Origin of the sequence: Paraburkholderia sp. BL6665CI2N2, assembly GCF_004366535.1 — a bacterium.
In the GTDB taxonomy this organism is placed as follows: Bacteria; Pseudomonadota; Gammaproteobacteria; order Burkholderiales; family Burkholderiaceae; genus Paraburkholderia.
In genome coordinates this window covers 408,506-435,045 of the sequence record NZ_SORC01000001.1, presented here as the reverse complement: position 1 = coordinate 435,045, position 26,540 = coordinate 408,506, and the positions used below count along the sequence as shown (strand labels likewise).

Sequence of the window (26,540 nt, the reverse complement as noted above, 5' to 3'; positions counted from 1 at the left end):
AGAATGGCTGCAATCAAGAATTCTCTGCCGCGTCGCAAGTTTGACGTGGTTATCGTCGGCGCGGGCGGCTCGGGGATGCGCGCTTCGCTGCAACTCGCGCGTGCCGGCCTGTCGGTCTGCGTGCTGTCCAAGGTGTTCCCGACGCGTTCGCACACGGTTGCTGCTCAAGGCGGCATCGGCGCATCGCTCGGCAACATGAGCGAAGACAACTGGCACTACCACTTCTACGACACGATCAAGGGTTCCGACTGGCTCGGCGACCAGGACGCGATCGAGTTCATGTGCCGCGAAGCACCGAACGCCGTCTACGAACTCGAACACTTCGGCATGCCGTTCGACCGTAACGCAGACGGCACGATCTATCAGCGCCCGTTCGGCGGCCACACCGCGAACTACGGCGAAAAGCCGGTGCAACGCGCTTGCGCGGCGGCTGACCGTACCGGTCACGCGCTGCTGCACACGCTGTATCAGCAAAACGTCGAGGCCAAGACGCAGTTCTTCGTCGAATGGATGGCGCTGGATCTGATCCGCGACGCCGAAGGCGACGTGCTCGGCGTGACCGCGCTGGAAATGGAAACCGGCGACGTCTACATTCTCGAAGGCAAGACCACGCTGTTCGCCACAGGCGGCGCGGGCCGGATTTTCGCGGCATCGACCAACGCGTTCATCAACACCGGCGACGGCCTGGGCATGGCGGCGCGTTCGGGCATCGCGCTGCAAGACATGGAATTCTGGCAGTTCCACCCCACCGGCGTGGCCGGCGCGGGCGTGCTGATTACCGAAGGCGTGCGCGGCGAAGGCGGCATTCTGCGCAACTCGAACGGCGAGCGTTTCATGGAACGCTACGCGCCTACGTTGAAGGATCTGGCGCCGCGTGACTTCGTGTCGCGTTCGATGGACCAGGAAATCAAGGAAGGCCGCGGCGTGGGTCCGAACAAGGATCACGTGCTGCTCGACCTGTCGCACATCGGCGCCGAGACGATCATGAAGCGTCTGCCGTCGATCCGCGAAATCGCGCTGAAGTTCGCGAACGTCGATTGCATTAAAGAGCCGATCCCGGTCGTGCCGACCATCCACTATCAGATGGGTGGTATTCCGACGAACATCCATGGCCAGGTCGTGGGTACGTCGAAGGGTCACGAAGTGCCGGTCAACGGTTTCTACGCAGTGGGCGAATGCTCGTGCGTGTCGGTGCACGGCGCGAACCGCCTCGGCACGAACTCGCTGCTCGACCTGGTGGTGTTCGGCCGCGCAGCCGGCAACCATATCGTCAAGCACGTGAAGGAAATCAAGGAGCACAAGCCGCTGCCGGCCGACGCCGCTGATTTCGCGCTGTCGCGTCTGGCGACGCTCGATAGCTCGTCCTCGGGCGAGTACGCGCAATCGGTTGCCAACGACATCCGCGGCACGATGCAGAAGCACGCCGGCGTGTTCCGTACCTCGGCGTTGCTGGCCGAGGGCGTCGAGCGCATCCGCGAAGTAGCTGACCGCGTCGACAGCATCCACCTGAAAGACAAGTCGAAGGTGTTCAACACGGCGCGCGTCGAAGCGCTGGAAGTGGCGAACCTGATCGAAGTGGCCCGCGCCACGATGGTTTCCGCCGAAGCGCGCAAGGAAAGCCGTGGCGCGCACGCGCAGAACGACTTCGAACATCGCGACGACGAAAACTGGCTGCGCCATACGCTGTGGTTCAGCGAAGGCGATCGCCTCGACTACAAGCCGGTTCACATGCAACCGCTGACGGTCGAATCGGTTCCGCCGAAAGCGCGGACCTTCTAAGGCACAAGTCAAAGGAATTCAGAAATGGCAAAGCGTACATTTGAAATTTACCGCTACGACCCGGACAAGGACGCAGCGCCGCGCATGCAAACGTACGAGATCGAGATCGACTCGCACGAACGCATGCTGCTCGACGCGCTGCTGAAGTTGAAGGCAGTTGACGAGACGCTGTCGTTCCGCCGTTCGTGCCGCGAAGGCGTGTGCGGTTCGGACGCCATGAACATCAACGGCAAGAACGGTCTGGCCTGCCTGCAGAACATGAACGATCTGCCGCAAAAGATCGTGCTGCGTCCGCTGCCGGGACTGCCGGTCATTCGCGACCTGATTGTCGACATGACGCAGTTCTTCAACCAGTATCATTCGATCAAGCCGTACCTGATCAACGACACGCCGCCGCCGGAAAAGGAACGTCTGCAGTCGCCGGAAGAGCGCGACGAGCTCGACGGCCTGTACGAATGTATTCTGTGCGCTAGCTGCTCGACTTCGTGCCCGAGCTTCTGGTGGAATCCGGACAAGTTCGTCGGCCCGGCTGGCCTGCTGCAAGCCTACCGTTTCATCGCGGACAGCCGCGACGAAGCGACGGGCGAACGGCTGGACAACCTGGAAGATCCGTACCGTCTGTTCCGTTGCCATACCATCATGAACTGTGTCGACGTTTGCCCGAAGGGCCTGAACCCGACCAAGGCGATTGGCAAGATCAAGGAATTGATGGTTCGCCGCGCTGTCTGAGATGGAATCAACATCGCATCAGTCCGACCCTCTCCGCCGCGCGCGTCTTCGCTGGCGCGCGCGGCGGGGCCTGCTGGAAAACGATCTGATCTTTGAGCGTTTTTTCAGCCGATATGAGCATGACCTCAGCGATGCAGATGTGGGCGCCCTCACGCGCCTGCTCGAGCTGAGCGATAACGACCTGATGGACTTGCTGCTCGTACGCAAGGAACCGGAAGGCGACCTTGCCGACCCGGATGTAATCCGGGTGCTGGAGCTGCTGCGGAATGCCTGACCGGCGTAGCCGGCTTTGAGCGCAGCTTGTCCGTTGTTCCAGGCGTGCAATTATCGAAACCCTGTTTCCATACTTCGATTGAGGATGTGCTATGACCCCGTCAGATGTTAAAGCCACGCTATCGTTCAGCGACAATTCGCCGAGCGTTGAAATGCCGATTTACAAGGGCACTCTCGGCCCGGACGTGATCGACATCCGCAAACTGTACGGCCAGACCGGCAAGTTTACGTACGACCCGGGCTTCATGTCGACGGCGGCTTGCAATTCGGCGATCACCTACATCGACGGCGACAAGGGCGAGCTGCTGTATCGCGGTTATCCGATCGACAATCTGGCGCAGAACGCCGACTTCCTCGAAACGTGCTACCTGCTGCTGAAGGGCGAATTGCCGAACGCGGAGCAGAACGCCGAATTCGTGAAGACGGTCACGAACCACACGATGGTGCATGAGCAAATGCACTTCTTCTTCCGTGGTTTCCGTCGCGACGCGCACCCGATGGCGATTCTGGTCGCCGCGGTCGGCGCATTGTCGGCGTTCTATCACGACTCGCTCGACATCAACAACCCGCGTCACCGTGAAGTGTCGGCCATTCGCATGATCGCGAAGCTGCCGACGCTGGTCGCGATGGCGTACAAGTACAGCATCGGCCAGCCGTTTGCGTACCCGAAGAACGACCTGTCGTACAGCGCGAACTTCATGCACATGATGTTCTCGAACCCGTGCGAAGAGTACAAGGTCAACGACGTGCTGGTGCGCGCACTGGACCGTATCCTGATCCTGCACGCGGATCACGAGCAGAATGCATCGACCTCGACCGTGCGTCTCGCCGGTTCGTCGGGTGCGAACCCGTTCGCGTGTATCGCAGCGGGTATCGCGTGTCTGTGGGGTCCGGCGCACGGCGGTGCGAACGAAGCCGCATTGAACATGCTGGAAGAAATCGGCTCGGTCGACAACATTCCTGAGTTCATCAAGCAGGTGAAGGACAAGAACTCGGGCGTGAAGCTGATGGGCTTCGGTCACCGCGTCTACAAGAACTACGACCCGCGTGCGAAGCTGATGCGCGAAACCTGCCACGAAGTGCTGGAAGAGCTGGGCCTGCACGACGACCCGCTGTTCAAGCTGGCCATGGCACTGGAAAAGATCGCGCTGGAAGACGAATACTTCGTGTCGCGCAAGCTTTACCCGAACGTCGATTTCTACTCGGGTATCGTGCAGCGCGCGCTGGGCATCCCGACGTCGATGTTCACGTGTATCTTCGCGATGGCACGTACGGTGGGCTGGATTGCGCAGTGGAACGAAATGATTGCGGATCCGGAACAGAAGATTGGCCGTCCGCGTCAGCTGTTCATCGGCGACACGCAGCGTGAAGCGAAGCCGATCGCGCAACGTTGATCGGGTTTGAGCCCGCTTGATTCGTAGTGGCCGCGTGCGCTGCGAGTGAGGGCGGAGGCTGCTGATAAAGACGCCCCGACGGTTTTTCCGTCGGGGCGTTTTGTTTTGTTTTCAGCTTCCTGTCCCGCGCACTGAGCCTGCATTTGCACGGCGGTGCAGCAGGCGGCGGTGGTTCTTTGCAAACCAAGTCTGTTCTGGCGCTCGGCGGGTTGCCTCCATCGCTGCTCGCAATGGCTGCTGACATCGGTAGCGCCTTCAACGTTTCAACTGGCAGGAAATGGGTCGAGCGCGGAGTCTCGCGACGCGGTCGGATCACCACTGCGATTCTGCTTCGGCCGAAGCGTCCGACAGATCATCGGGCATGGTCATGTTGAAGCAGAGGATGCCGTCGATCAATGCGATAACGCCGAGCACCTGGTCGGCGAAAGGACCCGGCAACCGTATGTTGAGGCGCTTGCATAACTGCTCAAGGAAGTACGCGACCATGTCGTGCTTTTGCAGGTATAGGGCGTTCACATGTCGGCGGAATTTCGCATCACGCATGGCATGCAAACGTGCCTCAGCCCAGATGATGCAACTGTTGTTGTCGCGATAGCACTGCGCGTACAACAAGGTGAGCTGTGCTTGCAGATTTTCGCCGGGCGGTGCGGCGTCTCGCAGCTTCTGCAAGCTTTCTTGCATGTTCTGGTGATCGAGCCGGAGCAGTTCGACGAATAGATCGCTCTTGCTGTTGAAATTCGAGTAGAACGCGCCACGGCTATAGCCGGCCTGGGCTGCGATATCCTCCACGCTAGTTGCGGCAAACCCTTTTTCGGCGATGCTCGACGCTGCTGCGTCCAGCAAGCGCCGCCGGGTTCGCTCGCGACTTTCGGCTCGCGTCGTTCGTTTGTGTGGCATGCGGCAAAGCGCTCATATGGCAAAGAACGATGGCCAGAATCCACGCTACCGGCAAATCGTGGGGCGCGTAGGGTTGCTATTTGATGGCGACCGCTTCGGATTCGCGAGGTTGCCATCCGCCGCCGAGCGCCTTGAAGGCGGCAACCGCTGCGCGTGCGGATTCCGTTTGCGCCTGCACCCGCTCATCGGAGGCGCGTAGCAGGTTGTCGTCGGCCTGCAAGACTTCGATCAGGCTGACGACGCCTTTTTGATAGGCCGCGAAGGAGGCGGCTCGCGCCCGGCCGAGCGAGTTCACTCCCTGCGCGAGTACCGTGGCCTCTTCCTCCCGCTTGACGAGTGCCGAGAATGAGTTCTCGACGTCTTCGGTTGCATGAAGCGCGGCGAGCCGATACGCGGCCAGCATTTCCGCCTGCTGCCCCTTAGCCTGCTCGATCTGCGCATTGATGCGGCCGAAATCGAACAGACGCCAGCGCAGCCCGAGCACGCCGGCGGCCTGATTGGCGCCGGTACTGAACAGGTTGCCGCTGGCCACCGAGGTGGCGCTGCCGAGCAGTCCACTGAGCGACACCTTGGGGTAATACTCGGCGATGGCCACGCCGATGCGCGCGTTCGATGCAGCAAGGCGACGCTCGGCCACGATCAGGTCGGGCCGGCGCCTGAGCAGCTCTCCCGGGGATCCTGTGTCCGCGATCCGCGGGGCGACCGGGATGTCGCCAGCGTCGACCAGTTCGGCTCGATGCGTGCCGGGCTGTGAACCCAGCATTACATCCAGCGCGTTCATCGCTGCATCCAGACCCGCCTCGAGGACCGGGACGGATGCCTGAACCTGCGATAGCGCACCTTCAGCCTGGCTCACCTGAAGGTCGGCCGCCAATCCTTTGCTATACAGGAGGTTGATGGTCGAAAGCAGACTCTGCTGCGTCTGCACCTGCCGTCGGGCGACCGTCAGGCGAGCCTGCAAGCCGCGAATCGTGATGTAGATATCGGCGGTCTGCGCCGCCACAGCCAAGCGCGTGGCCGCCGCGCCCGCTTCCGAGGCCTGATATTCGGCAAGTGACGCTTCCCGGCCGCGGCGCAGTCCCCCGAACACGTCCAATTCCCAGCTCGCGTTGAAATTGGCCTCATAGTCGTTACCGTAACGGTCGAAATTGGGCGTCGAATTCAGGACCTGCCCCAAGGGGGTTTCTACAGATTGATAGACTCTAGCCGCCTGACCGCTGACGTTACCGGAGGGCAGCAACGCGGCAGTCGCCGCCCCGAGGCCCGAGCGCGCCTGAGCGACGCGAGCGGCGGCCTGCGCAAGGTCCAGGTTCTGTTCCAGCGCGAGCGTAACGAATCGTGTAAGTTGCGGATCGCCGAAGCCGGTCCACCACGTGACAAGGTCGGCACTGGCCGCCGCTTGCCGGTAATCCACCGCGGCCTGGCCCTGGAAATGGTCCGGCATGGCAACCTTGGGCCGGACATAATCGGGGCCTACAGCGCAGCCTGCCGAGAGGCCGGCGGCCATGACGGCAGCAAGGATGTGTACACGTAGCATGAGCGTCTTCGCAAAGTCCGGTTGTGACTATAATACCAAATGGTCACTAGTTGTCTACTCCTGTATGCTATACCCATGAAAAACACCACCACTCCTCCCGCCCCATCGCGCGGCCCCGCAGACCACGAAGTGCGGGACCAGATTGTTGGCGCCGCCACGGAGCACTTCAGCCGGTATGGCTACGAGAAAACGACGGTCTCCGACCTCGCGAAAGCCATCGGTTTTTCGAAGGCTTACATCTACAAGTTCTTCGAGTCCAAGCAGGCCATCGGCGAGATGATCTGCGCGAACTGCCTGAACGAGATCGAAACCGAGGTCAGGGCGGCCGTCGCACAGACCGATCTGCCGCCAGAAAAGCTGCGGCGGATGTTCAGCGTATTCACCGAAGCGAGCCTCCGGCTTTTTTTCCAGGACCGTAAGCTCTACGAGATTGCCGCATCGGCGGCGACAGAGAACTGGCAGGCGGTAGTTTCGTACGAAGAGCGCATCCAGAAGTTGCTTCAGGACGTCCTGCAAGAGGGCCGGCAGAGCGGAGACTTCGAGCGCAAAACGCCTCTCGACGAGACCGCGATGGCGATCTATCTGGTGATGCGCCCCTACCTCAACCCATTGCTACTGCAGTACAGCTTCGATTACACCAAGGTCGCCCCTGCGCAACTGTCCAGTCTTGTGCTCCGCAGTCTGTCGCCTTGACGGAAATTCTCGATTGTGACCATTGACTAATTTGGTCACAAGAACCACAATGAAAGCCCCGATCACTCCGTTTATGGGTCTTTCATGCTCCGGCGTCGCCTTGCTACCTCTACAGTCGTCTGTGCACTGCCACTTGCGCTAGTCGCCTGCGGCGCAAAAGCACCGACCGATCCGCGCACCGAGGCGCCCCTGGTGCGCACTGCCATCGCTCAGGCGTCGATCCCCGCCTCCCGTTCGTTTACCGGAACCGTCGCCGCGCGCGTGCAGAGCGATCTCGGATTTCGCGTCTCCGGCAAGGTGCTGGAGCGGCTGGTGGATGCCGGGCAAACCGTCAAGCGTGGTCAGCCGCTGATGCGCATCGATCCCGTCGATCTAAGGCTTGCCGCGCAGGCCCGGCAGGACGCGGTCACCGCCGCGCGAGCCCGGGCGCAGCAGACGGCGCAGGACGAAGAGCGCTACCGCGACCTGCGCGGCACCGGCGCGATATCGGCATCGGCCTATGACCAGATCAAGGCGGCGGCCGATGCCGCCAAAGCTCAGCTCAGTGCGGCCGAGGCGGACGCCGGCGTCGCGCGCAATGCGACGGGTTATGCCGGGCTGGTAGCGGACGGCGATGGCGTCGTGATGGAAACGCTGGCGGAACCGGGCCAGGTCGTCACCGCCGGACAGCCCGTGGTGCGCCTGGCCCACGCCGGGCGCCGCGAGGCTGTGATCCAGTTACCCGAGACCTTGCGCCCCGCCGTCGGTTCGGTCGCCCAGGCCACGCTGTTCGGCAACGGCGGCGCGAGCGTACCGGCGACGCTGCGCCAGCTCTCGGAGGCGGCGGATCCGCGTACCCGGACCTTCGAAGCGCGGTATGTGCTGCAAGGAGAGCTGGCCGACGCCCCACTGGGCGCCACGGTGACGGTCCAGATTCCGGATGCGCGTTCCGCGGTCCCAGGCGGCTTACAGGTGCCGATCGGCGCGCTGTTCGACGCGGGCAAGGGACCAGGGGTGTGGGTCATCAACGGCGAACCTGCAAAGGTTTCCTGGCGGCCGGTCACTGTCGAACATCTTGACGACGATAGCGCCCGCGTCGCCGGCAAGATCAAGCAAGGCGACCGGATCGTCGCGCTCGGCGCGCAACTGCTGCGCGAAGGGGAGCAGGTCCGGGTGACGAGTCAAACCGTCGCCGTCGCTTCCGAGGGAGTCCGTCCGTGAGCGAAGGCCGTTTCAACCTGTCGGCGCTCGCTGTCCGCGAGCGCTCCATCACCCTGTTCCTGATCTGCCTGATCTCGCTGGCGGGCCTCGTTTCGTTCTTCAAGCTGGGCCGGGCGGAAGACCCCGCGTTCACGGTCAAGGTGATGACCATCATCACCGCCTGGCCGGGAGCCACGGCGCAGGAAATGCACGATCAGGTCGCCGAGAAGATCGAAAAACGCATGCAGGAGCTGCGCTGGTACGACCGGACCGAAACCTACACACGGCCTGGGCTGGCCTTTACGACCTTGACCTTGCTCGACAGCACGCCGCCGACGGAAGTGCAGGAGCAGTTCTACCAGGCCCGGAAAAAAATTAGCGACGAGGCGGCCAACCTTCCCTCAGGCGTGATCGGACCGCTGGTCAACGACGAATATGCCGATGTCACCTTCGCGCTGTTTGCGCTGAAGGCGAAGGGCGAGCCGCAGCGCCTGCTCGTGCGCGATGCCGAGTCGCTGCGCCAACGGTTGCTGCACGTGCCGGGCGTGAAGAAGGTCGACATCATCGGCGAGCAGTCGGAGCGAATCTATATCCAGCTCTCACATGACCGCCTGGCCACGCTGGGCGTGAGCCCCCAGGACGTATTCGCCGCACTCAACGGTCAGAACGCCCTGACGCCGGCCGGCTCCGTGGAGACCAAAGGTCCGGAGGTGTTCATTCGCCTGGACGGTGCCTTTGACAACCTGCAGAAAATCCGCGACACGCCGGTCGTCGCGCAGGGCCGCACGCTGAAGCTGTCGGACATTGCCACGGTTACGCGTGGTTATGAAGATCCGGCGACGTTCATGATCCGCAACGACGGCGAACCTGCACTGCTGCTGGGCATCGTCATGCGCGACGGCTGGAATGGACTCGACCTCGGCAAGGCACTGGACGGCGAAGTCGGCGCCATCAACGCCGGGCTGCCGCTGGGCATGAGCCTGACCAAGGTCACGGATCAGGCCGTCAACATTCATTCGGCGGTCGACGAGTTCATGGTGAAGTTTTTCGTCGCGCTGCTGGTGGTCATGCTGGTGAGCTTTGTCAGCATGGGCTGGCGCGTGGGCCTGGTCGTTGCCGCGGCCGTACCGCTGACACTCGCGGTGGTATTCGTCGTGATGGCCGCAACCGGCAAAAACTTTGACCGCATCACGCTGGGGTCCCTGATCCTGGCGCTCGGCCTGCTGGTGGACGACGCGATCATCGCGATCGAAATGATGGTGGTGAAGATGGAGGAAGGCTACAGCCGCATCGCCGCCTCCGCCTACGCGTGGAGTCATACGGCCGCGCCGATGCTGGCGGGCACGCTGGTGACCGCCGTCGGCTTCATGCCCAATGGCTTCGCGCGCTCCACGGCCGGCGAATACACCAGCAACATGTTCTGGATCGTCGGCATCGCACTGATCGCATCGTGGGTCGTCGCCGTGGTCTTCACGCCCTACCTGGGTGTGAAGATGCTGCCCGACTTCAAAAAGGTCGAAGGCGGTCACGACGCGATCTACGACACGCCGCGCTACAACCGCTTCCGTCAGCTGCTCACGCGCGTCATCGCGCGCAAATGGCTGGTTGCCGGTTCGGTCGTGGGCCTCTTCGTCCTGGCCATCCTCGGCATGGGCGTGGTCAAAAAACAGTTTTTCCCGATCTCCGACCGTCCTGAAGTGCTGGTCGAAGTGCAGATGCCCTATGGCACGTCGATCTCGCAAACCAGCGCCGCCACGACGAAGGTCGAAGCGTGGCTAGCGAAGCAGAAGGAAGCCAGGATCGTCACCGCGTACGTCGGGCAAGGCGCGCCCCGCTTTTACCTGGCGATGGGACCGGAACTGCCCGATCCGTCGTTTGCCAAGATCGTAGTGCGCACGGACAGCCAGGATGAACGCGACGCGTTGAAGCAGCGACTGCGTCAGGCAGTCGCCAACGGTCTCGCCTCCGAGGCGCGCGTGCGGGTCACGCAACTCGTATTCGGTCCGTATTCGCCATACCCGGTCGCCTACCGTATCTCCGGTCCCGACCCGGACAAGCTGCGCGGTATTGCGGGAGAAGTTGAGCAGGGCATCGAGGCCAGCCCGATGATGCGCACGGTCAACGCTGACTGGGGTACGCGCTCACCCACGCTGCACTTCACGTTGCAGCAGGATCGTTTGCAGGCGGTGGGGCTGACGTCCAGCGCCGTAGCGCAGCAACTGCAATTCCTTCTTACCGGCGTGCCCGTCACCGCCGTGCGTGAGGATATTCGAACCGTGCAGGTCGTCGCGCGTTCGGCCGGCGACGTGCGTCTCGACCCGGCACGGCTCGGCGACTTCACGCTGGCCGGCGCGAACGGGCAACGCATTCCGCTGTCGCAGGTGGGCAAGGTCGACGTGCGGATGGAGGAACCGATCATGCGCTGGCGCGATCGTGTGCCGACGATCACGGTACGCGGCGACATTGCCGACAACCTGCAGCCGCCGGACGTATCGACTGCAATCACCAGGCAGTTGCAACCTGTCATCGCCAGGCTTCCGGCCGGCTACCGTATCGAAGAGGCGGGCTCCATCGAGGAATCGGCTAAAGCGACGCAAGCCATGTTGCCGCTCTTCCCCATCATGCTGGCGGTTACGCTCATCATCATCATTTTCCAGGTGCGCTCGATCTCCGCGATGGTGATGGTGTTCCTCACCAGTCCGCTCGGTTTGATCGGCGTAGTGCCGACGCTGATTCTGTTCCGGCAGCCGTTCGGCATCAACGCGTTGGTCGGCCTCATCGCGCTGTCGGGGATTCTGATGCGAAACACGCTGATCCTGATCGGGCAGATTCACCAGAACGAGCACGCCGGACTGGATCCGTTCCATGCCGTTGTCGAAGCCACCGTGCAGCGTGCCCGCCCGGTGATCCTGACCGCCATGGCGGCGGTTCTTGCGTTCATTCCGCTAACGCATTCGGTGTTCTGGGGAACCCTTGCGTACACGCTGATCGGCGGCACTTTTGCAGGAACGATTCTGACCCTGGTCTTCCTGCCGGCCATGTATTCGATCTGGTTCAGGATCAGGCCCGACCATGCCGCAGGTTCGCAACAAGGCCGGCATGAGCGGACATCACCTTCCGAACAGATGCCACAGGATGCGCTCGACGTGCGCGGTTAAAACACAATCAATTCACTGTATCGAAGGAAATTGCAATGTCGAACTCTACCGTTGTCGTCGTGACCGGTGTGTCATCCGGTATCGGACGCGCCGCCGCCGAGAAGTTTGCCAGGCGCGGTTGCCGCGTGTTCGGCACCGTGCGAAGCATCGCAAAAGCGACGCCTATCTCCGGCGTCGAGCTTGTCGAGATGGATGTTCGCGACGACGCCTCCGTTCAATCCGGAGTCCAGATCATCTTCAATCGCGCGGGGCGTATCGATGTGCTCGTCAACAATGCGGGAACGAGTCTGATCGGTGCGGTGGAGGAGGCCTCTGTTACCGAGGCCGCGGCGCTGTTCGACACCAATGTATTCAGCATCCTGCGCACAATACGCGCGGTACTTCCCCACATGCGGGCACAACGTGGCGGAAGGATCGTCAATGTCAGTTCGGTGCTCGGCTTTTTACCGGCTCCGTATATGGGTCTTTATTCGGCTACCAAGCATGCCGTCGAGGGGCTGACCGAAACCCTGGATCATGAAGTGCGCCAGTTCGGCATACGCGCAGCGGTGGTCGAGCCGTCCTTTACCAGAACCAATCTCGACATCAATGCGCCCCAGGCGGGTTCGAAAATCGCCGACTATGACCGGGAGCGTGCCCTTGCATCAAGCGCAGTCGTGAACAGCGTCAAAGGTGCGCCCGAGCCCGAAGGCGTGGCAAACACCATTGTCGAAGCGGCGCTTGGCGCCTGGCGGATGCGTCGCACGCCTGCCGGACAGGCGTCGTTGCTGAGCAAGTTACGCCGCTTCATGCCCGCTGGTCCCGTCGATTCAAGCTTGAGAAAAACATTCGGACTTGGTTGAAGTGCTCGTCCACGCATCACACGTGGCCAATGTTCGACGAGCCCCTGTTTCTGAACGCCCCATTTTAGTTGGAACGAACAGTGTGAATCACACATGTGAAGCTCCATGAGTTCTCGTCTCAACGAGGTAAGTAACCGCACTAACGTGGCTGCCCGTGATATCGACGTACTCAGTTCGACCCAACTGATTGGCTATTGTTGTTGGATTCATCGCCAGCTTCAGCTTTAAGGTTCGGAGGCCCGCGCGAGTGCAAGTGTGTCGATATATTCCCGGATCTTCGTCACTTTGCCATTTTGAACGGTAATGGCGAAGATCCAATGGTCTTCGAACCTCCTGTTCGTGGCTTTGATTCTGCCCGTGGCGAAGCCGACGGCCAGAACCCTGTCGCCCTGCGCTACGAATTCAGGGGACTCTGGGTATGATGTTTCCACCGTTTCTGAAGCTTTCTGAAGCAAATCCGCCAATCCGGCGTGTCTGCGGTGTGTGCCGGCTAGCGGCCACTCGCCCGGAATGATCCACTCAATGTCTTCGGCAGAAATCGCCAGCAGACCTTGCTTATCGCAGCGGCCCATTGCTGCAAAAAAATCCTTCACAATCTGGACATTCTCTTGCGTGCTCATCGAACTCTCTCCATTACTGTTGCATCGGATACGATCGAAGTAGACCCACGACTGAAGCAAGCGAGGGAACGATCGCGTCCCTGACGTCGGACAGTCTCTATTCCCTCGACCCGCGACAGGTTTTCCGGGTTGAACGACGTGAGAGACGTGTGCCCCTCAATAAAACGGCGGTCGCCGTTTGTCCACGAGCCAGGATCGCATAAAGATTCGCGATAACGATTTATCGGTCGAACTTGACCAGGTCCTTGAAGACCAGTTGACCCCAGCTATTTCCGCGCGCCTGCACAAGCAGTCCACCTTCGGAAAGTCCACCAAGTTTGATCGGCGAGAAACCGAGATTTTCCGCAAGCGCGCTGATCTCCGCTGCGGCGCCGTCGTCGTCGCTCGCGAGGAACACGACTCTCCTGCCACCGTGCACGGCCAGATCCTGCTCAAGTACAGCAGCGCCCAGATGATTGAAGCCCTTGACCAGTCTTGCGCCAGTGAAGGCGTGCGCGACGACCCTGGAAGAGGGCTGTCCTCCCAGTTGCTCAGGGGGCACGCCGTAGGCATTGGTCACATCGACGATGGTCTTCCCCTGCCAGGTGGGCAGCGCCTTTGCGACATCCCGGTGCGACTCGAAACGGACCGCCAAAAAGATGATGTCCGCCTTGACGGCTTCCGCCAGCCTTTTGGGAATGATCTCAGGTCCAATTGCGGCCGCAGCGGATGCAAAGCTTTCCGGGTCGCGAGTGGTCGCAACGGATACTTCCATGCCGTTGCGGGCAAACGCCTTGGCCAGGGCCTGGCCGATCTTGCCGAAGCCGATGATTGCGTAGCTCATATATTTTCCTTTGGTTTACCGAGCCCTACGGCGCTCCGAGTAATCGAATGGAGCGCCGTAGGGCGTAGCGTCAGATTTGCGCCAGGCCGCCGTCGACGGCGACCTCGCTGGCGGTCATGAAGCTGCTGTCCGGCGACGCGAGGAAGGCGGCCACCGCTGCGATCTCCGCCGGATCGGCCATGCGCTGGAGCGGAGTCATCGAGGCGAAGACCTTCTGGCCTTCCTCGCCTAGCGCTTCCTTAGCGAGTTCGGTCGCCGTTGCCCCGGGCGACAGCACGTTCACCCGGATGCCGGTGCCCTTCAGTTCCTCTGCCCAAGTCCGGGCGAGGTTGCGCACGGCCGCCTTGCTCGCGCTGTAGGCGCTCATTGCCGGGGCGCCCGTGGTGCCGGCGCTCGATCCGGTCAGGATTATTGAACCGCCTTCGCCCATCAGCGGCAGCGCCTGCTGGACCGTGAAGATCGTGCCTTTCACATTGGTGTCGAAGGTTTCGTCGATGTGCTCGGCGGTGATCTTGCCGAGCGCAAGCTGGCTTCCCGCCCCGGCATTGGCGAAGACGATGTCCAGGCTTGCGCGCTCGGCCTTCACCGCCGCGTAGAGTCGGGCGAGGTCGGCCTCGTCCGAGACCGAGCCCTTCACCGCGCGGGCATTAGGCCCGAGCTCTGCCACGGCGGCGTCGAGCGCTTCCTGCCGGCGGCCGAAGATGAAGACGAAGGCGCCTTCCTCGATAAAGCGCTTTGCTGCGGCGCGGCCGATGCCGGTGGCGCCGCCGGTGATCACTGCGGTCTGTCCATTCAACCTGGTCATGAGGTGCATCCTTCCTTGGAGTTGTACGGAAGCAGAGGAACTGCTTACTTGAGACGAGTATGCAGTTCTGATAACCTAAGAACAAGTATGCACCTTTTGGTAACCACGAAAATGACTGACTGTTCTCAAAACTGCGGCGGGCGCTATTCCTACGGGCTGGCCGCCACGCTCAGCATCATCTCGGGCAAGTGGAAGCCGCTGATCCTGTACTTCCTGCTCGACGGCCCGAAGCGCTACGGCGAGCTCAAGCGCAACGTCCACGGCGTGAGCGCCAAGGTGCTGATCCAGCAATTGAAGGAACTGGAGGCCGATCATGTGCTGGCGCGGACCGACTACAAGGAGGTGCCACCGCGCGTGGACTACGCCTTGACCCCGCTAGGCCGCAGTCTGGCCGACAAGATTGTTCCGCTGTGTACCTGGGGCACCGAGAACATGGCGGAAATGGTGAGCATGCTTGCCGAGCGGGACCGGTTGCGTTAGCGGGATGCTGAAGAACCGTGGAGTCGGACGACCCTCCGCGTTGGTGTTGATTCAGCCGACATCGACGTTCAAGGCGATGTCGAAGGTGCCGGCGCCGTTTTTGGCCAGCCCGATGAGCATCAGGCCGAGCGACTCGAGCGTCGAGGCCATGTGCAGGCCGCCGACATCGAACGGACGCAGCCCGAGACTTTCGAGGAAGGCAGAGACCCGCGCCTTGGCCTTCGGATCGTCAGCGGCGATGAACGCGTCGAGGCGTCCACGCCGCGCAAGTACCGGGCCGAAGAGGGTGTTGAGCGCCTTCACGACATGCGCGCTGGCGGGGGCGCTCCTGGCGATCTCCTGCGCACCAGAACTGCCGTGGGGGGTGACGAGGCCCGTGAGGTCGGGGGCGATCGGGTTGGTGATGTCGAGAATCACCTTGCCGCCGAGCGCCTCGCCGAACTCGGTCACCACCGCCGCCGCACTGCCGTACGGCACGGCGAGGATGACGATGTCGCCCGCCGGCGCGACGCCGTACGTCCCTGTGGTCGCCCCAGCTGCGAGCTTGTCGGCCAGCGCCCGCGCCCTGGCAGCGTCGCGGGATATCACCTCGACGGTGTGTCCAGCCTTGGCGATGCGGTCGCCGATCGCCGTGGCCATGCCACCTGTGCCGATGATGCTGATAGTGCTCATGTGCAGTCTCCTGGTCAGTTAAGCGGTGCTCATACTTTCAAAACGGGGCATCCCCCGGTGAATGTTTTGTGTGCGCCGAGCCGCGTCGGCCGTCCCTCATGCCATCGCTGGGTCGGCAGAGTCTTCGCGGATAAATCACGGCGTCGCGACATTGCTGTCCGCCGGGTTCGTTGCGACTCGGCTTCCTGCCTCAGCTCAACTCAGACGGCCGGGAAGTAGTGGCCATTGTCGAGATCCTCAAGCAGGCCGGGCTGAGCAGGCTCCCAGCCGAGGGTCTGGCGCGTGATGAGGTTGGACGCCGGGAGGTCCAGCGTGACCAGATTCGCGAGGAATCCAAAGTATCCAGGCAGCATCAGTACGTCCTCGGGAATACTCACCGCCGACAAGCCCAGACGGCTGCCAATAGCCTCGGCGATCTCGCGGAACCGGATGCCCTCGCCCTCAATCCCGTGCCAGCTTTTGCCAGACGGACCCTTCTCCAGCGCGAGGCGGAACAAGGAAGCGAGATCTCGGCTGTGCACGGCCGGCCACCGGTTCGCGCCGTCCCCGGGGTAGCCGACGACGCCCTTCTCCTTCGCGAGCCCGATCAGCAGCGGGAGGAAGCCGGTATCGGTCGCACTGTGTGCAATAGGAGGAATCCGCACGACCGAAGACCGCACGCCCCGCTCCGCGAGACCGACTACGGTGAGCTCCACGACATTGCGAACTCGCAGAGTCCCCTTGTATGCATCGCCGCCGGGAAGGGCCGGGTCCTGCTCGGTGGCTGGCCGGCCCAGGTTTTCCCACCCGGGAGAGCCGATGCTTGCCGACACGACCAGCGGCTTTCCGCTTCCGGCCAGTGCCTCGCCATACGCGAGCATGATCTGAAGTTCCGCAGCGGCCACGGCGTCAAGTCCGCCGGAGGGAAGCAGGTCTTGCCTATGCGCGATGTGGATGACGCCGTCGGCCTGCGCCGCAGCCGCCTTGAGCCCATCGAGGTCTGAGATATCTCCGCGACGCACCTTGGCGCCGAGCGCGGACACCGCCGCTGCGGACTTGTCCGACCTGGCTAAGCCGGTGACCTCGTGCCCGGCGGCGATGAGGTCGGAGATGATGTACGGACCGATATGACCGGTGCCGCCGGTGACGAAAACGTGCATGTTATTGCTCCTTATAGGCGATGTGATGCGAGAAGCGGTGGTACGGGCGCACTAAGCCGAGGGCCGCCGATCGCCGCGGCCATGCCGCCTGCGCCGATGATGCTGATAGTGATCACGCAGTCTCCTGGTGAGGTAAGCGGTGCCCGTACCCCGAACGACCATGCTAGCCACATTACTTGCAAAAAACAAGTAAACAAGGGAATTTACTTGCGTTACGCAAGCAATGTTAAAATCCAGCCATGAAGACGACGACATCCAAAGAAGACGTTCGGTCCCATTGCGCAGTGAACTACGGCGTGGAGATCTTCGGCGACCGGTGGTCGCTGCTGATCATTCGCGATATCGTTTTCGTCGGCAAGAAGACGTATGGCGAGTTCCTGAAATCGGAAGAGGGAATCGCGACCAATGTGCTTGCTTCGCGCCTTGCCTTTCTGGAGGAGCAAGGAATTCTCTTGAAGGCGACCAGCCCTAATGACAGGCGTAAGGACTTCTACACTTTGACCGAGAAGGGCCTGGACCTCATTCCCGTCGTGCTTAGCATCGTCCTTTGGAGCGCGAAGCACGATTCGAAGTCGTATGTGCGGCGTCGCAAGGATTTCGTTGCTCGTTTACGCGGAAGCCCCTTGCAGGTGGGCGAAGAGATAAAGGCGCTGGTCCGCAATGGCGGATGTCTCTTTCCTGAGAGCAAGGAATGAGCAGGACGCACCTGGTCATTCTTCGTAGATTTTGCGCAGTGGTCGAGCTGACAGGTGCACGGTGTCTTTGGTGAATGACCGGGCTCAGACGTTGGATAGCGAACGACACTCGATACGAAGGGCGCTTTCCGTCGTGACAGGACTGTGCCACATGCCAGTCAGACCGCGAGAAGTGCTTCAGGTACCCCTGCCGTCGATGTCAAGCTTGTGCCAACGCATCGTCAAGTGCAGTTGCAACGATTCGTACGTTCGGCTCGGTGATCATATCGGGGTGGCCACCAGGGATCTGGACGACCACCAATCCCGCGCGCGCGACCCGCTTCCATAGCGGAAGGGGGTCGCCAAGATCCCGCTCCGGAATGACCGCGCGCAAATAAACGATGGGGCCTGCGCGATAAGGCAGCGGCCGATAGGCGCTCATCGCTGCGCGCAGTGCCGCGCGCACGCGACGCAACGTCGGCGGCATTCCCTCGGTATTTGGATCCGGCCGAAGGGCAACGCGCCCGGCACGCATCCTCACGTGATCGACTGCGCCCCCGAACTTCGCCGTCAAATACCGCAGACGCTGTGACGCCGGCAGTTCGCGCAGCCTGCGCCCATGTCCTGCGAAGTAGCGACGCTGGTAGCGAAGCCACGCACTCCAGGGCAAACAGCGCTCATTGACGTAGGTGTCAAGCAGACATAAAAGCTCAACTTGATCGCCAGCCAGAAAAAGCTGCTGCGCCACCTCCAGCGCGACCAGCCCGCCGAACGAATAGCCAGCCAATGCGTACGGCCCGTTCGGTTGGACCCTGCGCATCTGTTCGATATATCCGCGAGCCATGTCCTCCACGCGCTTCTGTACCGGCTCATCACCGTCGAGGCCGAGTGCCTGCAGACCATAGACCGGGCGCGAAGTACGCAGCGCGGCAACCAGCGCCCAGCACTCCATCACCGATCCGCTCAAGCTGTGCATGAGAAATAGCGCGTTGCCGGTACCGGTGCGTACCGGCGCGAGGATAGGCGAGGATGGCGGCGGCGCGCTGTCATCGATCACTTCAGCGAGGCGTGCAATCGTCGATGCAGTCAGCAGCGTAGCAAGCGGAATCGTCCGTCCCGTCAAAGTTGAGAGGTCGCTCAGCAGCCGGACCCCGAGCAGCGAATGTCCGCCCAGCTCAAAGAAATTGTCGTCCCGGGATATCGGCCCGAACCCTAACAGGTTTTCCCATTGCACCTGCAAATACTGTTCGAGTTGTTGGCGCGACCTGCCCGTCGGTGGCAACTCACGGGCCGCATGATTTAGCGCGGAGTGGTTGCGAATTGCGTCGAGACACTCGGGGTTGCGCAACGCCGTGGTATTGAAGACAGGTAGCCCGTTGACCGCGTTGCGCGCTGCTGCTTCGGATAGTTTGCCGTTGTGCGTTACCGGTAGCGCGTCGACTGCGATGATGCGGTCCGGCACATGCGCCGCCGACGCACGCCGCGCAAGGTCACGGCGTATTTGAGCAACCAGTGCGCTGGTCAGCGCGATTCCTTCTTGCAAGACCAGCAGTAATACCACGCGTGTGTCGAACCGCTCTCCATGCGTGGACGGGTTTCCGGTTGTCGTTTCGCACGATCGCTGTTCGACCGCCATTGCTTCGCGGATACCCGGTATGTCGTTCAGCACGCGATAGATTTCGCCCGGTCCCACATTGATACCACGCACATTCAGTACGCCGTCGGACCGGCCATGCAGCCGTGCAGAGCCTCCCGGCGAAAACTCGATGAGATCGCCATGGGTCCAGACACCTGGGTTGGCCGCGAAATAGGCGGAATGAAGCGCCGCGCCGTCGGTATCACCGAAAAATCCGATCGGACGGGACGGAAAAGGATTGACGCAGACCAGTTGGCCGATGCCGTTCGCGCGAGCCCCACGCGTCCACGACTGAACATCGAGCGCGAGGCTCTTGCACTGCGCTTCGCCCGCGTAGACCGGCAAGTTCGGATTACCCAGCACGAAGCAGCCGAGTATGTCAGTGCCGCCGGACATCGACTGTAACGGCAGCGGCTTTACACGGTCGCGCACCCACTCGAACTGCGAGTCGTACAGCACAGCGCCGGTCGAAAGCATTGCCCGCAGTGCGCTGAGATCAAACTGGCTGCCGGGAATCAGACCCGTCTCTTCGCACATCTTCAGATAAGCGGGGCTCGTGCCGAATACAGTCACGCGTTCATCCGCCACTAACCGCCATAACGTGTCGACCGAGGAAATCGGGCCGTCGTAGGTGACGATCTCGACGCCAGACGCGAGCGCGGACAGTTGCCAGTTCCACATCATCCAAGAACAACTGGTATGGAAGTACATTCGATCGCCCGGCCGCAGGTCGCAGTGCAGACGATGCTCCTTCAGGTGCTCGATCAATGTGCCGCCGGCGCCATGCACGATGCACTTCGGCTTGCCGGTCGTGCCCGACGAGAACATGACGAAAAGCGGATGGTCGAAGGGGAAACGACGCCATACGAAGCGTCCGGCGTCGCCGGCGTCGACCAGCGCGTCGACGGAATAAACCGCCTGTCTGACGGTGTCTGGCAAGTGTCCTTCGTCAAGACAGACGATGCCTTGCACCGAGGGCAATGCTTCCGCCAGAGCGGCAACGTTGCCCGCTAACGGAGCGCCGGTATCGAAGGTTCGCGTCGCCGTGTGCGCAAACAGGAGCCGCGGCGCAAGCGGCGCAAAGCGGTCGACGATTGTTTCGACGCCCATCTCGGGCGCGGCGGTCGACAGCGTAGCGCCTAGCGCGGTGACAGCCAGGGCGGCTACGATGGCCTCCGTGTCGTTGCGCATCACGCCGACGACTTGATCGCCTTCTTGAAGTCCCAGTTCCGACAACGAGTGCGCGAGCCGCGCCACGCGGTCGCGCAGTTCGCCACGCGTCAGGCGTACGCGGCGGCCGTCAGCGTGATATCCGATTACGGCTGGAGCGTCGGCCCCAGCCACTGACAAGCCGAGCACGTTGTTCGCATAGTTCAGTTCGAGATGCGGAAAGAAGCGCGCATGCTCGCAGTCGTCGCCGACACAGACGGGTTCGGCTTCCCCAGTGCAATCGAGCCCGTCTGCCCACTGCACGAAGCAGCGCCAGAACGTTCGGTGCTCTCGCACGGAGAAGTCGTGCAATGCCGCGTAGTCCGCAAAGACGCGACCCGTATGCGCCTCGAGCGCCACGGTAAACGCAGTCATTTGCGATGTCGCGATGCGCTCGGGCGTGCACTCATAAATTGGTACTCGCGCGTCTGTCTCACCTGACTGGCGTGCGGTATCGAACTCGTCAAGAAGATCCATCTAAAGCTCCCGATAGCGACCGCAAGTGTCGATCAGGTCCGATCGCGCGGCGGAGTGTTTGCTTTGTTAAGGGACTTCCTGAGATTCCTCCACGTCATCGAGACCCCAATCGCAGAACGCATGAAGCGCCTCATGTGATTTCCGACGCTTAGGCTAGAGTTCCTCTGTTTTTTCGACTGTGCGCAATCGCACAAATCCTTTTTTTCGTAAGCGAAGTTGAGTTGCCCGTGTCCTTTACTCTTCTGGAACGCGGCAACGACTTTTGTTTGTTGTCCTCACACCACTGACCGGTTTCGCTCAACACGGATCCGTTAGGGAAGAAATACCTCGGCAAGCTTTAGTCCGCCGCCCGCGCCGCAGTCCTTCCTCGGCGCAAATATTACCGCTGCCTGTCGCGTCAAATGCGACGCTGCTATGCCCAGTACTTCAGAGCTTCCGCAGGCCACCTACATAGCGGCGTGGCCCCACAGTGAGGTCGGATTGACCTGTTTTCCAAGCGCTTTGCCGCCAGGGAGTCGACGGTCGTCGCGAGTAGTTCGATATCGACAGGCTTGCGGAAAAAAATATTCCATAGCCCGGTTCTATCTGATGGCGCAGACTGCGCCGAGGTCATGATGATCGGAATCAGGGCCAGCGCCGGATAACACCTGAGCCGCTCGCACAGGACGTCCCCGTCCATGCATGGCATGTTCCAGTCAGTGACAATTACATCGGGAAGGTAACGACTTGCAATCTCCAACGCCGGATGTCCATCGTCAGCGAGTACGACGTGGTGGCCGCGCCCCTCTAAAACAACCTGGAGTAGCCATAACGAATCCGAGTCGTCGTCAACGATCAGGATGACAGACATAGCAAGAGCCCTATTAGTCTCTGCCTTCGCGCAACGACTGTGCCAACTCGTATGACGCTTACAAACTGCTCCCTGCCTATGATGACGATGCCCGAGCCGACAGACCCCGACAATACGAGTCAGTCCTGCGGACCAACCGTCATGTCATGCCGTAAAAGCTCAGCACTCGAAAACGGATGTTGGCTCGTCTTCCGAATCGCCCGCGCCGTCGCCCCCGCGAACTGGCGACTCATATCTCATCAATGGGCGTTCATTAACCGGGGGCAAAGCGCCGTTCCTCGCCGCGTGCTGCGTCATGCGGTCGGCACGCGATGCCTGAACCATTGGAAGGCCGCGATCGGCAGCAGGTGATCCCCTACAGGCGTTCGACACAACGTGCGCGAGCGTCAGCCGCGCAAACATTAAGCCGCCGGTTCGCGAGCCCTCTGGCACGTATCGCCAGTTTTAGTGCACAGGCATCGTCGATACTGTCAGCCGAACCCAGTTATGGCCGTCCACGACGATCCGACCATTACCGACGAAGGATGCTCGCGCGCCATCCGCTTCGAGCTCCGCCGGATCTTCGGCGAGCGCTGCTGTTTCGGTATCTGGCCTGCAGCGAGCCGGATACATACTCGTCTCTCGCCATCGACATCGCGGTGGCTACCAAGCCCGACAGGCCGGTATGCACCAGATGGGCATGCTCGGCGTGCGCGGACGCGACGGCGGTTATCAGACTTGCCTTCGAAATGATGCGGTCATTCGCGCCCAGTACCTCGGCGCAGCCAGCCAATCGTCTTGATGCGATGCGGTTCTATATGGCACAGGGCATTGGCAGTCTTTAGCGGTCTCGAACCTCGTCGCGCGACGACCCTGAGTGGGGTAGCATCCGCTGCAGCACGTGGTCTTTCAGAACAAGATGGTGGAACAACGCTGCGACGACATGCAGACCAATCAATGCTAAGAGCACCCACGCGAGGATGCCGTGCACATCCCCCATCTCGTGGCCAAGGGCCGAGCCCGGTTCACTCAGTGCTGGATAAGGCACGACACCCAGCAAGCGGACCGACCAGCCGCGCGAGGATGCGTTGATCCAGCCGAGCAGCGGCACCAGCACCAGGGCGGCGTAGAGCAAAACATGCGTTATGCGCGAAACGACGCTGAGTAGCGGCGGCAGCTGGTCCGGCGTGGGCCGATGTGTCAATCGCCAGACCACCCGGATCGCCATCACCGCGACGAGCGTTGCGCCCACGCCAAGATGCCAGGCGATCAGATTAACGGGCTGCGTGTCTCTGTGGACATCCGGCATTGTCCAGCCGATCACAAACTGCACGGCGACCAACAGGACGGTCAGCCAGTGCAGCGTGCGCGCGACTGCATCGTATGCCGGCCGTCTCATTCCATAAACCTTAGCCATTCTGCTCCTCAAGTTGTCGCAAATTGATGAATTGATGAATTGATGAGGCGCGCAGCCTGCCAATATTGGATCGATAACTCGAAGAAAAACACTGCAAAATCCAGCGGATGCTAGCGACCTTACCTTAAGGAAAGCTGACGCTCGGCGAGAAGATCCGGATGCTCGACTCCGCTGCTGTTTCCGCATGGCCGTCAACATGCGATGTCAGCAAATTTGACGTTGTTACGCGGCGCTACTCAAAGCAGCATGCCGGCGGGGTCGCCTCCGAAAACGGGGATCCGCAACTCGATCACGTTGACACTCCGCCGGTAGAGCTAGCATTTCGATGATTCGGCAGTTGCGGAAATTGATCAGAACATCTGCGCTGGTCGACAGACCCGTCACCGAATTATCGAACGGCAGCTAACTGAACAATCATGGTCCGTTCGCAAAAGCTATCGACCGTCTCGTCATGGCGCACCGAGATGGGCGGTGAGCGTCTCAGATCGACCGGCCTCAAGCTGTCGCGCGAGCTAACCGTTACGCAATTGCACCGGTGCCGCTGCGTCCAGCGCACATTACAGCGCGCGAAAGAAGTAGGTCACGCGTCCCAACATAGTCTTTTAAAAGCGCGGAGAAAAGTTTGCGCAGTCGATGGAATGAGACGGTCCCGTACACATTCATCCGCAAAGCAATAGACGGGTCTTCGCGCCAGAGCAGCTTTCTTTGTTCCATTTCCAACGAACAGGTTTGTTCGCACCGGAACAGATTTCGTTTGCAAGCAACGGGCTTACGCGTGCGCCCTTGCCGGGTAACGCCGATACAGGTATCGTCACTACCACCCAACTCCCTGTTTTTTATCGGTTTTTCGCGAAATTCAGCGGCCCGGAGCGAGGTTCTGCGTGGCATAATCGACCGACACAGTTAGCCCGAAGTCATTACTACCCGCATACCATGGCACAGACTCTCTACGACAAATTGTGGAACACACACGTGGTCCACACGGAAGAAGACGGCACGACGATTCTCTATATCGACCGTCACCTGCTGCACGAAGTCACCAGCCCTCAAGCGTTCGAAGGCCTGAAGCTGGCCAAGCGTCCGGTGTGGCGTATTAGCGCGAACCTGGCGGTCTCGGACCATAACGTGCCGACCACCGACCGCAGCCACGGCATCGCCGATCCGGTTTCCAAGCTGCAAGTCGATACGCTCGATTCGAACTGCGACGCCTACGGCATCACGCAGTTCAAGATGAACGATCTGCGTCAGGGCATCGTGCACATCATCGGGCCGGAGCAGGGCGCTACGCTGCCGGGCATGACGATCGTCTGCGGCGACTCGCACACGTCCACGCACGGCGCGTTCGGCGCGCTGGCGCATGGCATCGGTACGTCGGAAGTCGAGCATGTGCTGGCCACGCAAACGCTCTTGCAGAAGAAGAGCAAGAATATGCTGGTGAAGGTCGAAGGCGCGTTGCCGCGCGGTTGCACCGCGAAAGACATCGTGCTGGCCATCATCGGCAAGATCGGCACGGCAGGCGGCACCGGTTACGCGATCGAGTTCGGCGGTTCGACCATTCGCGCGCTCTCCATGGAAGGCCGCATGACGGTCTGCAACATGGCGATCGAAGCAGGCGCGCGCGCCGGCATGGTCGCGGTCGACGACACCACGATCGAATATCTGAAGGGCCGCCCGTTCTCGCCGGAAGGCGTGGAGTGGGATCGCGCGGTCGAGTACTGGAAGCAGTTCAGGTCGGACGAAGGCGCGCAATTCGACCGCGTGGTCGAACTGAACGCCGCTGAGATCGTGCCGCAAGTCACATGGGGCACGTCGCCGGAAATGGTCACGGCCGTGGACGGCTACGTGCCGGACCCGGATCGCGAGAAAGACCCGGTCAAGCGCGACGCCATCGAGCGCGCGCTGAAATACATGGCGCTCGAACCAAATGCGCCGATCGAATCGATCAAGCCGGATAAAATCTTCATCGGGTCGTGCACCAACGCGCGCATTGAGGACATTCGCGCCGCGGCTTACGTCGTGAAGAAGCTGGGCCGCCGCGTGGCGCCGAACATTCGTCTGGCCATGGTGGTGCCGGGTTCGGGTCTCGTGAAGGCGCAGGCGGAACGTGAAGGCCTCGACAAGGTCTTTACCGATGCCGGTTTCGAATGGCGTGAACCGGGTTGCTCGATGTGTCTCGCCATGAACGCCGACAGGCTGGATCCGGGCGAGCGTTGCGCGTCCACGTCGAATCGGAATTTCGAAGGTCGTCAGGGCGCCGGTGGCCGTACCCACCTCGTGAGCCCCGCAATGGCTGCGGCTGCGGCCATCGAAGGGCATTTCGTCGATATTCGCAAGCTTGGATAAACACGCATGATGAAGAACATGAATCGCACCACTCTATTGCGCCGCTTCGCTCTCGGTACGCTGGCTGGGCTATTGCTCGGTCTGGCCGGTTGCAACACGGTGCACGGATTCGGCGAGGACATGTCGCACCTCGGCAATTCGATCAGCAACCACGCTGAAAAATAAGCGGTTTTTGATTTTTTGCCGGCTTTGCGCCGAGCGGCTTTCCGGCCGCCGCGCGCATTGCCCGGTCTTGGAACAGGCGCAAGCGTCATGGATAAATTCATCGTACACACCGGCGTCGTGGCGCCGCTCGATCGCGAGAACGTCGACACGGACGCGATCATTCCGAAGCAATTCCTGAAGTCGATCAAGCGCACGGGTTTCGGGCCGAACGCGTTCGACGAATGGCGTTACCTCGACCACGGCGAGCCGGGTCAGGACAATTCGAAGCGTCCGCTGAATCCGGATTTCGTGCTGAACCAGCCGCGTTATCAGGGCGCTTCGGTGCTGCTGGCGCGCAAGAACTTCGGCTGCGGCAGCTCGCGTGAGCACGCACCGTGGGCGTTGGAGCAATACGGCTTTCGCGCGCTGATCGCGCCGAGTTTCGCCGACATCTTCTATAACAACTGCTTCAAGAACGGCGTGTTGCCGATCGTGCTGACTGAGCAGCAAGTCGATCACCTGTTCAACGAAACGTATGCGTTCAACGGCTTCAGCCTGACGATCGATCTCGAGGCGCAAGTCGTGCGCACGTCGGACGGCGGCACCGAATATCCGTTCGAAGTCGCGGCGTTTCGCAAATACTGCCTGCTGAACGGTTTCGACGACATCGGCCTCACGTTGCGGCACGCGGACAAGATTCGCCAGTTCGAAGCGGAGCGTATTGCGAAGCAGCCCTGGCTGAATCACCGCATCGTCGGTTAAGGGCGTTCGTCAGGGTCTAACCAGGCCCG

At 61.3% G+C, this 26,540-nt stretch carries 23 protein-coding genes; 13 read left to right on the top strand and 10 right to left on the bottom strand.

Annotated features, from left to right (window positions below):
* The first annotated feature begins 3 nt into the window (after positions 1 to 3).
* The 4 genes from sdhA (at position 4) to gltA (ending at position 4,175) form a co-directional block, all read left to right on the top strand.
* Positions 4 to 1,779, top strand: a complete 1,776-nt coding sequence (sdhA, locus tag B0G81_RS01890) for a succinate dehydrogenase flavoprotein subunit (protein WP_134133025.1) — start codon at positions 4 to 6, stop codon at positions 1,777 to 1,779.
* A 24-nt stretch (positions 1,780 to 1,803) separates the two neighbouring features.
* A complete protein-coding gene (locus tag B0G81_RS01885; protein ID WP_012428644.1) occupies positions 1,804 to 2,508 on the top strand; it encodes a succinate dehydrogenase iron-sulfur subunit in 705 nt (234 codons plus the stop codon).
* A 1-nt stretch (position 2,509) separates the two neighbouring features.
* Positions 2,510 to 2,782, top strand: coding sequence for a succinate dehydrogenase assembly factor 2 (locus tag B0G81_RS01880; protein WP_106282590.1), 273 nt, complete (start codon positions 2,510 to 2,512; stop codon positions 2,780 to 2,782).
* Between the two features lie 91 nt (positions 2,783 to 2,873).
* Positions 2,874 to 4,175 carry a citrate synthase gene (gene gltA / locus B0G81_RS01875; RefSeq protein ID WP_012428642.1) on the top strand — a complete coding sequence of 434 codons (1,302 nt, stop codon included), beginning with the start codon at positions 2,874 to 2,876 and terminating at the stop codon, positions 4,173 to 4,175.
* Positions 4,176 to 4,487: 312 nt separating this feature from the next.
* On the opposite strand, the gene B0G81_RS01870 is transcribed toward gltA, so the two are convergent.
* Both B0G81_RS01870 and B0G81_RS01865 read right to left on the bottom strand, forming a co-directional pair.
* On the bottom strand, positions 4,488 to 5,018 hold the full coding sequence (locus B0G81_RS01870) for a TetR/AcrR family transcriptional regulator (RefSeq protein WP_243856337.1): 531 nt from the start codon (positions 5,016 to 5,018) through the stop codon (positions 4,488 to 4,490).
* 130 nt (positions 5,019 to 5,148) lie between these two features.
* Complete coding sequence (locus B0G81_RS01865) at positions 5,149 to 6,609, bottom strand: TolC family protein (protein ID WP_134133014.1); 1,461 nt, start codon at positions 6,607 to 6,609, stop codon at positions 5,149 to 5,151.
* 75 nt (positions 6,610 to 6,684) lie between these two features.
* On the opposite strand from B0G81_RS01865, the gene B0G81_RS01860 reads away from it, so the two are divergent.
* From B0G81_RS01860 to B0G81_RS01845, 4 genes are all read left to right on the top strand, one after another.
* Positions 6,685 to 7,302: a TetR/AcrR family transcriptional regulator gene (locus B0G81_RS01860; RefSeq protein ID WP_134133010.1), complete on the top strand. Its 618-nt coding sequence runs from the start codon at positions 6,685 to 6,687 to the stop codon at positions 7,300 to 7,302.
* An 84-nt stretch (positions 7,303 to 7,386) separates the two neighbouring features.
* Positions 7,387 to 8,502 carry an efflux RND transporter periplasmic adaptor subunit gene (locus B0G81_RS01855; protein ID WP_134133007.1) on the top strand — a complete coding sequence of 372 codons (1,116 nt, stop codon included), beginning with the start codon at positions 7,387 to 7,389 and terminating at the stop codon, positions 8,500 to 8,502.
* Complete coding sequence (locus B0G81_RS01850) at positions 8,499 to 11,639, top strand: efflux RND transporter permease subunit (protein ID WP_134133004.1); 3,141 nt, start codon at positions 8,499 to 8,501, stop codon at positions 11,637 to 11,639. Before B0G81_RS01855 ends, B0G81_RS01850 begins: the two co-directional genes overlap by 4 nt.
* A gap of 35 nt (positions 11,640 to 11,674) precedes the next feature.
* On the top strand, positions 11,675 to 12,481 hold the full coding sequence (locus B0G81_RS01845) for an oxidoreductase (RefSeq protein WP_134132999.1): 807 nt from the start codon (positions 11,675 to 11,677) through the stop codon (positions 12,479 to 12,481).
* Between the two features lie 224 nt (positions 12,482 to 12,705).
* On the opposite strand, the gene B0G81_RS01840 is transcribed toward B0G81_RS01845, so the two are convergent.
* The 3 genes from B0G81_RS01840 to B0G81_RS01830 all read right to left on the bottom strand — a co-directional run bounded on the left by B0G81_RS01840 (position 12,706) and on the right by B0G81_RS01830 (position 14,729).
* Complete coding sequence (locus B0G81_RS01840) at positions 12,706 to 13,101, bottom strand: nuclear transport factor 2 family protein (protein ID WP_116122663.1); 396 nt, start codon at positions 13,099 to 13,101, stop codon at positions 12,706 to 12,708.
* A gap of 220 nt (positions 13,102 to 13,321) precedes the next feature.
* Positions 13,322 to 13,924, bottom strand: coding sequence for an NADPH-dependent F420 reductase (locus B0G81_RS01835; protein ID WP_134132995.1), 603 nt, complete (start codon positions 13,922 to 13,924; stop codon positions 13,322 to 13,324).
* 70 nt (positions 13,925 to 13,994) lie between these two features.
* Positions 13,995 to 14,729 carry an SDR family oxidoreductase gene (locus tag B0G81_RS01830; RefSeq protein WP_134132992.1) on the bottom strand — a complete coding sequence of 245 codons (735 nt, stop codon included), beginning with the start codon at positions 14,727 to 14,729 and terminating at the stop codon, positions 13,995 to 13,997.
* A gap of 111 nt (positions 14,730 to 14,840) precedes the next feature.
* On the opposite strand from B0G81_RS01830, the gene B0G81_RS01825 reads away from it, so the two are divergent.
* Complete coding sequence (locus B0G81_RS01825; RefSeq protein ID WP_116122660.1) at positions 14,841 to 15,209, top strand: helix-turn-helix domain-containing protein; 369 nt, start codon at positions 14,841 to 14,843, stop codon at positions 15,207 to 15,209.
* Between the two features lie 51 nt (positions 15,210 to 15,260).
* Here B0G81_RS01825 and B0G81_RS01820 read toward each other — a convergent pair whose 3' ends face one another.
* Complete coding sequence (locus B0G81_RS01820) at positions 15,261 to 15,881, bottom strand: NAD(P)-binding domain-containing protein (RefSeq protein WP_134132988.1); 621 nt, start codon at positions 15,879 to 15,881, stop codon at positions 15,261 to 15,263.
* Positions 15,882 to 16,081: 200 nt separating this feature from the next.
* Positions 16,082 to 17,020, bottom strand: coding sequence for an SDR family oxidoreductase (locus tag B0G81_RS01815; RefSeq protein WP_134132984.1), 939 nt, complete (start codon positions 17,018 to 17,020; stop codon positions 16,082 to 16,084).
* A 239-nt stretch (positions 17,021 to 17,259) separates the two neighbouring features.
* Here B0G81_RS01815 and B0G81_RS01810 point away from each other — a divergent pair, with 239 nt between their 5' ends.
* The gene (locus B0G81_RS01810; RefSeq protein ID WP_134132980.1) at positions 17,260 to 17,715 is read left to right on the top strand and encodes a helix-turn-helix domain-containing protein; all 456 of its coding nucleotides are present in this window, start codon (positions 17,260 to 17,262) and stop codon (positions 17,713 to 17,715) included.
* 199 nt (positions 17,716 to 17,914) lie between these two features.
* On the opposite strand, the gene B0G81_RS01805 is transcribed toward B0G81_RS01810, so the two are convergent.
* The 3 genes from B0G81_RS01805 to B0G81_RS01790 all read right to left on the bottom strand — a co-directional run bounded on the left by B0G81_RS01805 (position 17,915) and on the right by B0G81_RS01790 (position 23,262).
* A complete protein-coding gene (locus B0G81_RS01805; protein WP_134132975.1) occupies positions 17,915 to 21,016 on the bottom strand; it encodes an acetoacetate--CoA ligase in 3,102 nt (1,033 codons plus the stop codon).
* Positions 21,017 to 22,377: 1,361 nt separating this feature from the next.
* Positions 22,378 to 22,638: a VIT1/CCC1 transporter family protein gene (locus B0G81_RS01795; protein WP_243856336.1), complete on the bottom strand. Its 261-nt coding sequence runs from the start codon at positions 22,636 to 22,638 to the stop codon at positions 22,378 to 22,380.
* A gap of 48 nt (positions 22,639 to 22,686) precedes the next feature.
* A complete protein-coding gene (locus tag B0G81_RS01790; RefSeq protein ID WP_134132967.1) occupies positions 22,687 to 23,262 on the bottom strand; it encodes a cytochrome b in 576 nt (191 codons plus the stop codon).
* Positions 23,263 to 24,195: 933 nt separating this feature from the next.
* On the opposite strand from B0G81_RS01790, the gene leuC reads away from it, so the two are divergent.
* From leuC to leuD, 3 genes are all read left to right on the top strand, one after another.
* A complete protein-coding gene (gene leuC, locus B0G81_RS01785; protein WP_134132964.1) occupies positions 24,196 to 25,605 on the top strand; it encodes a 3-isopropylmalate dehydratase large subunit in 1,410 nt (469 codons plus the stop codon).
* 6 nt (positions 25,606 to 25,611) lie between these two features.
* Positions 25,612 to 25,770 carry an entericidin A/B family lipoprotein gene (locus B0G81_RS01780; protein WP_116122653.1) on the top strand — a complete coding sequence of 53 codons (159 nt, stop codon included), beginning with the start codon at positions 25,612 to 25,614 and terminating at the stop codon, positions 25,768 to 25,770.
* A gap of 87 nt (positions 25,771 to 25,857) precedes the next feature.
* On the top strand, positions 25,858 to 26,511 hold the full coding sequence (leuD, locus tag B0G81_RS01775; RefSeq protein WP_116122652.1) for a 3-isopropylmalate dehydratase small subunit: 654 nt from the start codon (positions 25,858 to 25,860) through the stop codon (positions 26,509 to 26,511).
* Positions 26,512 to 26,540: the final 29 nt, after the last annotated feature.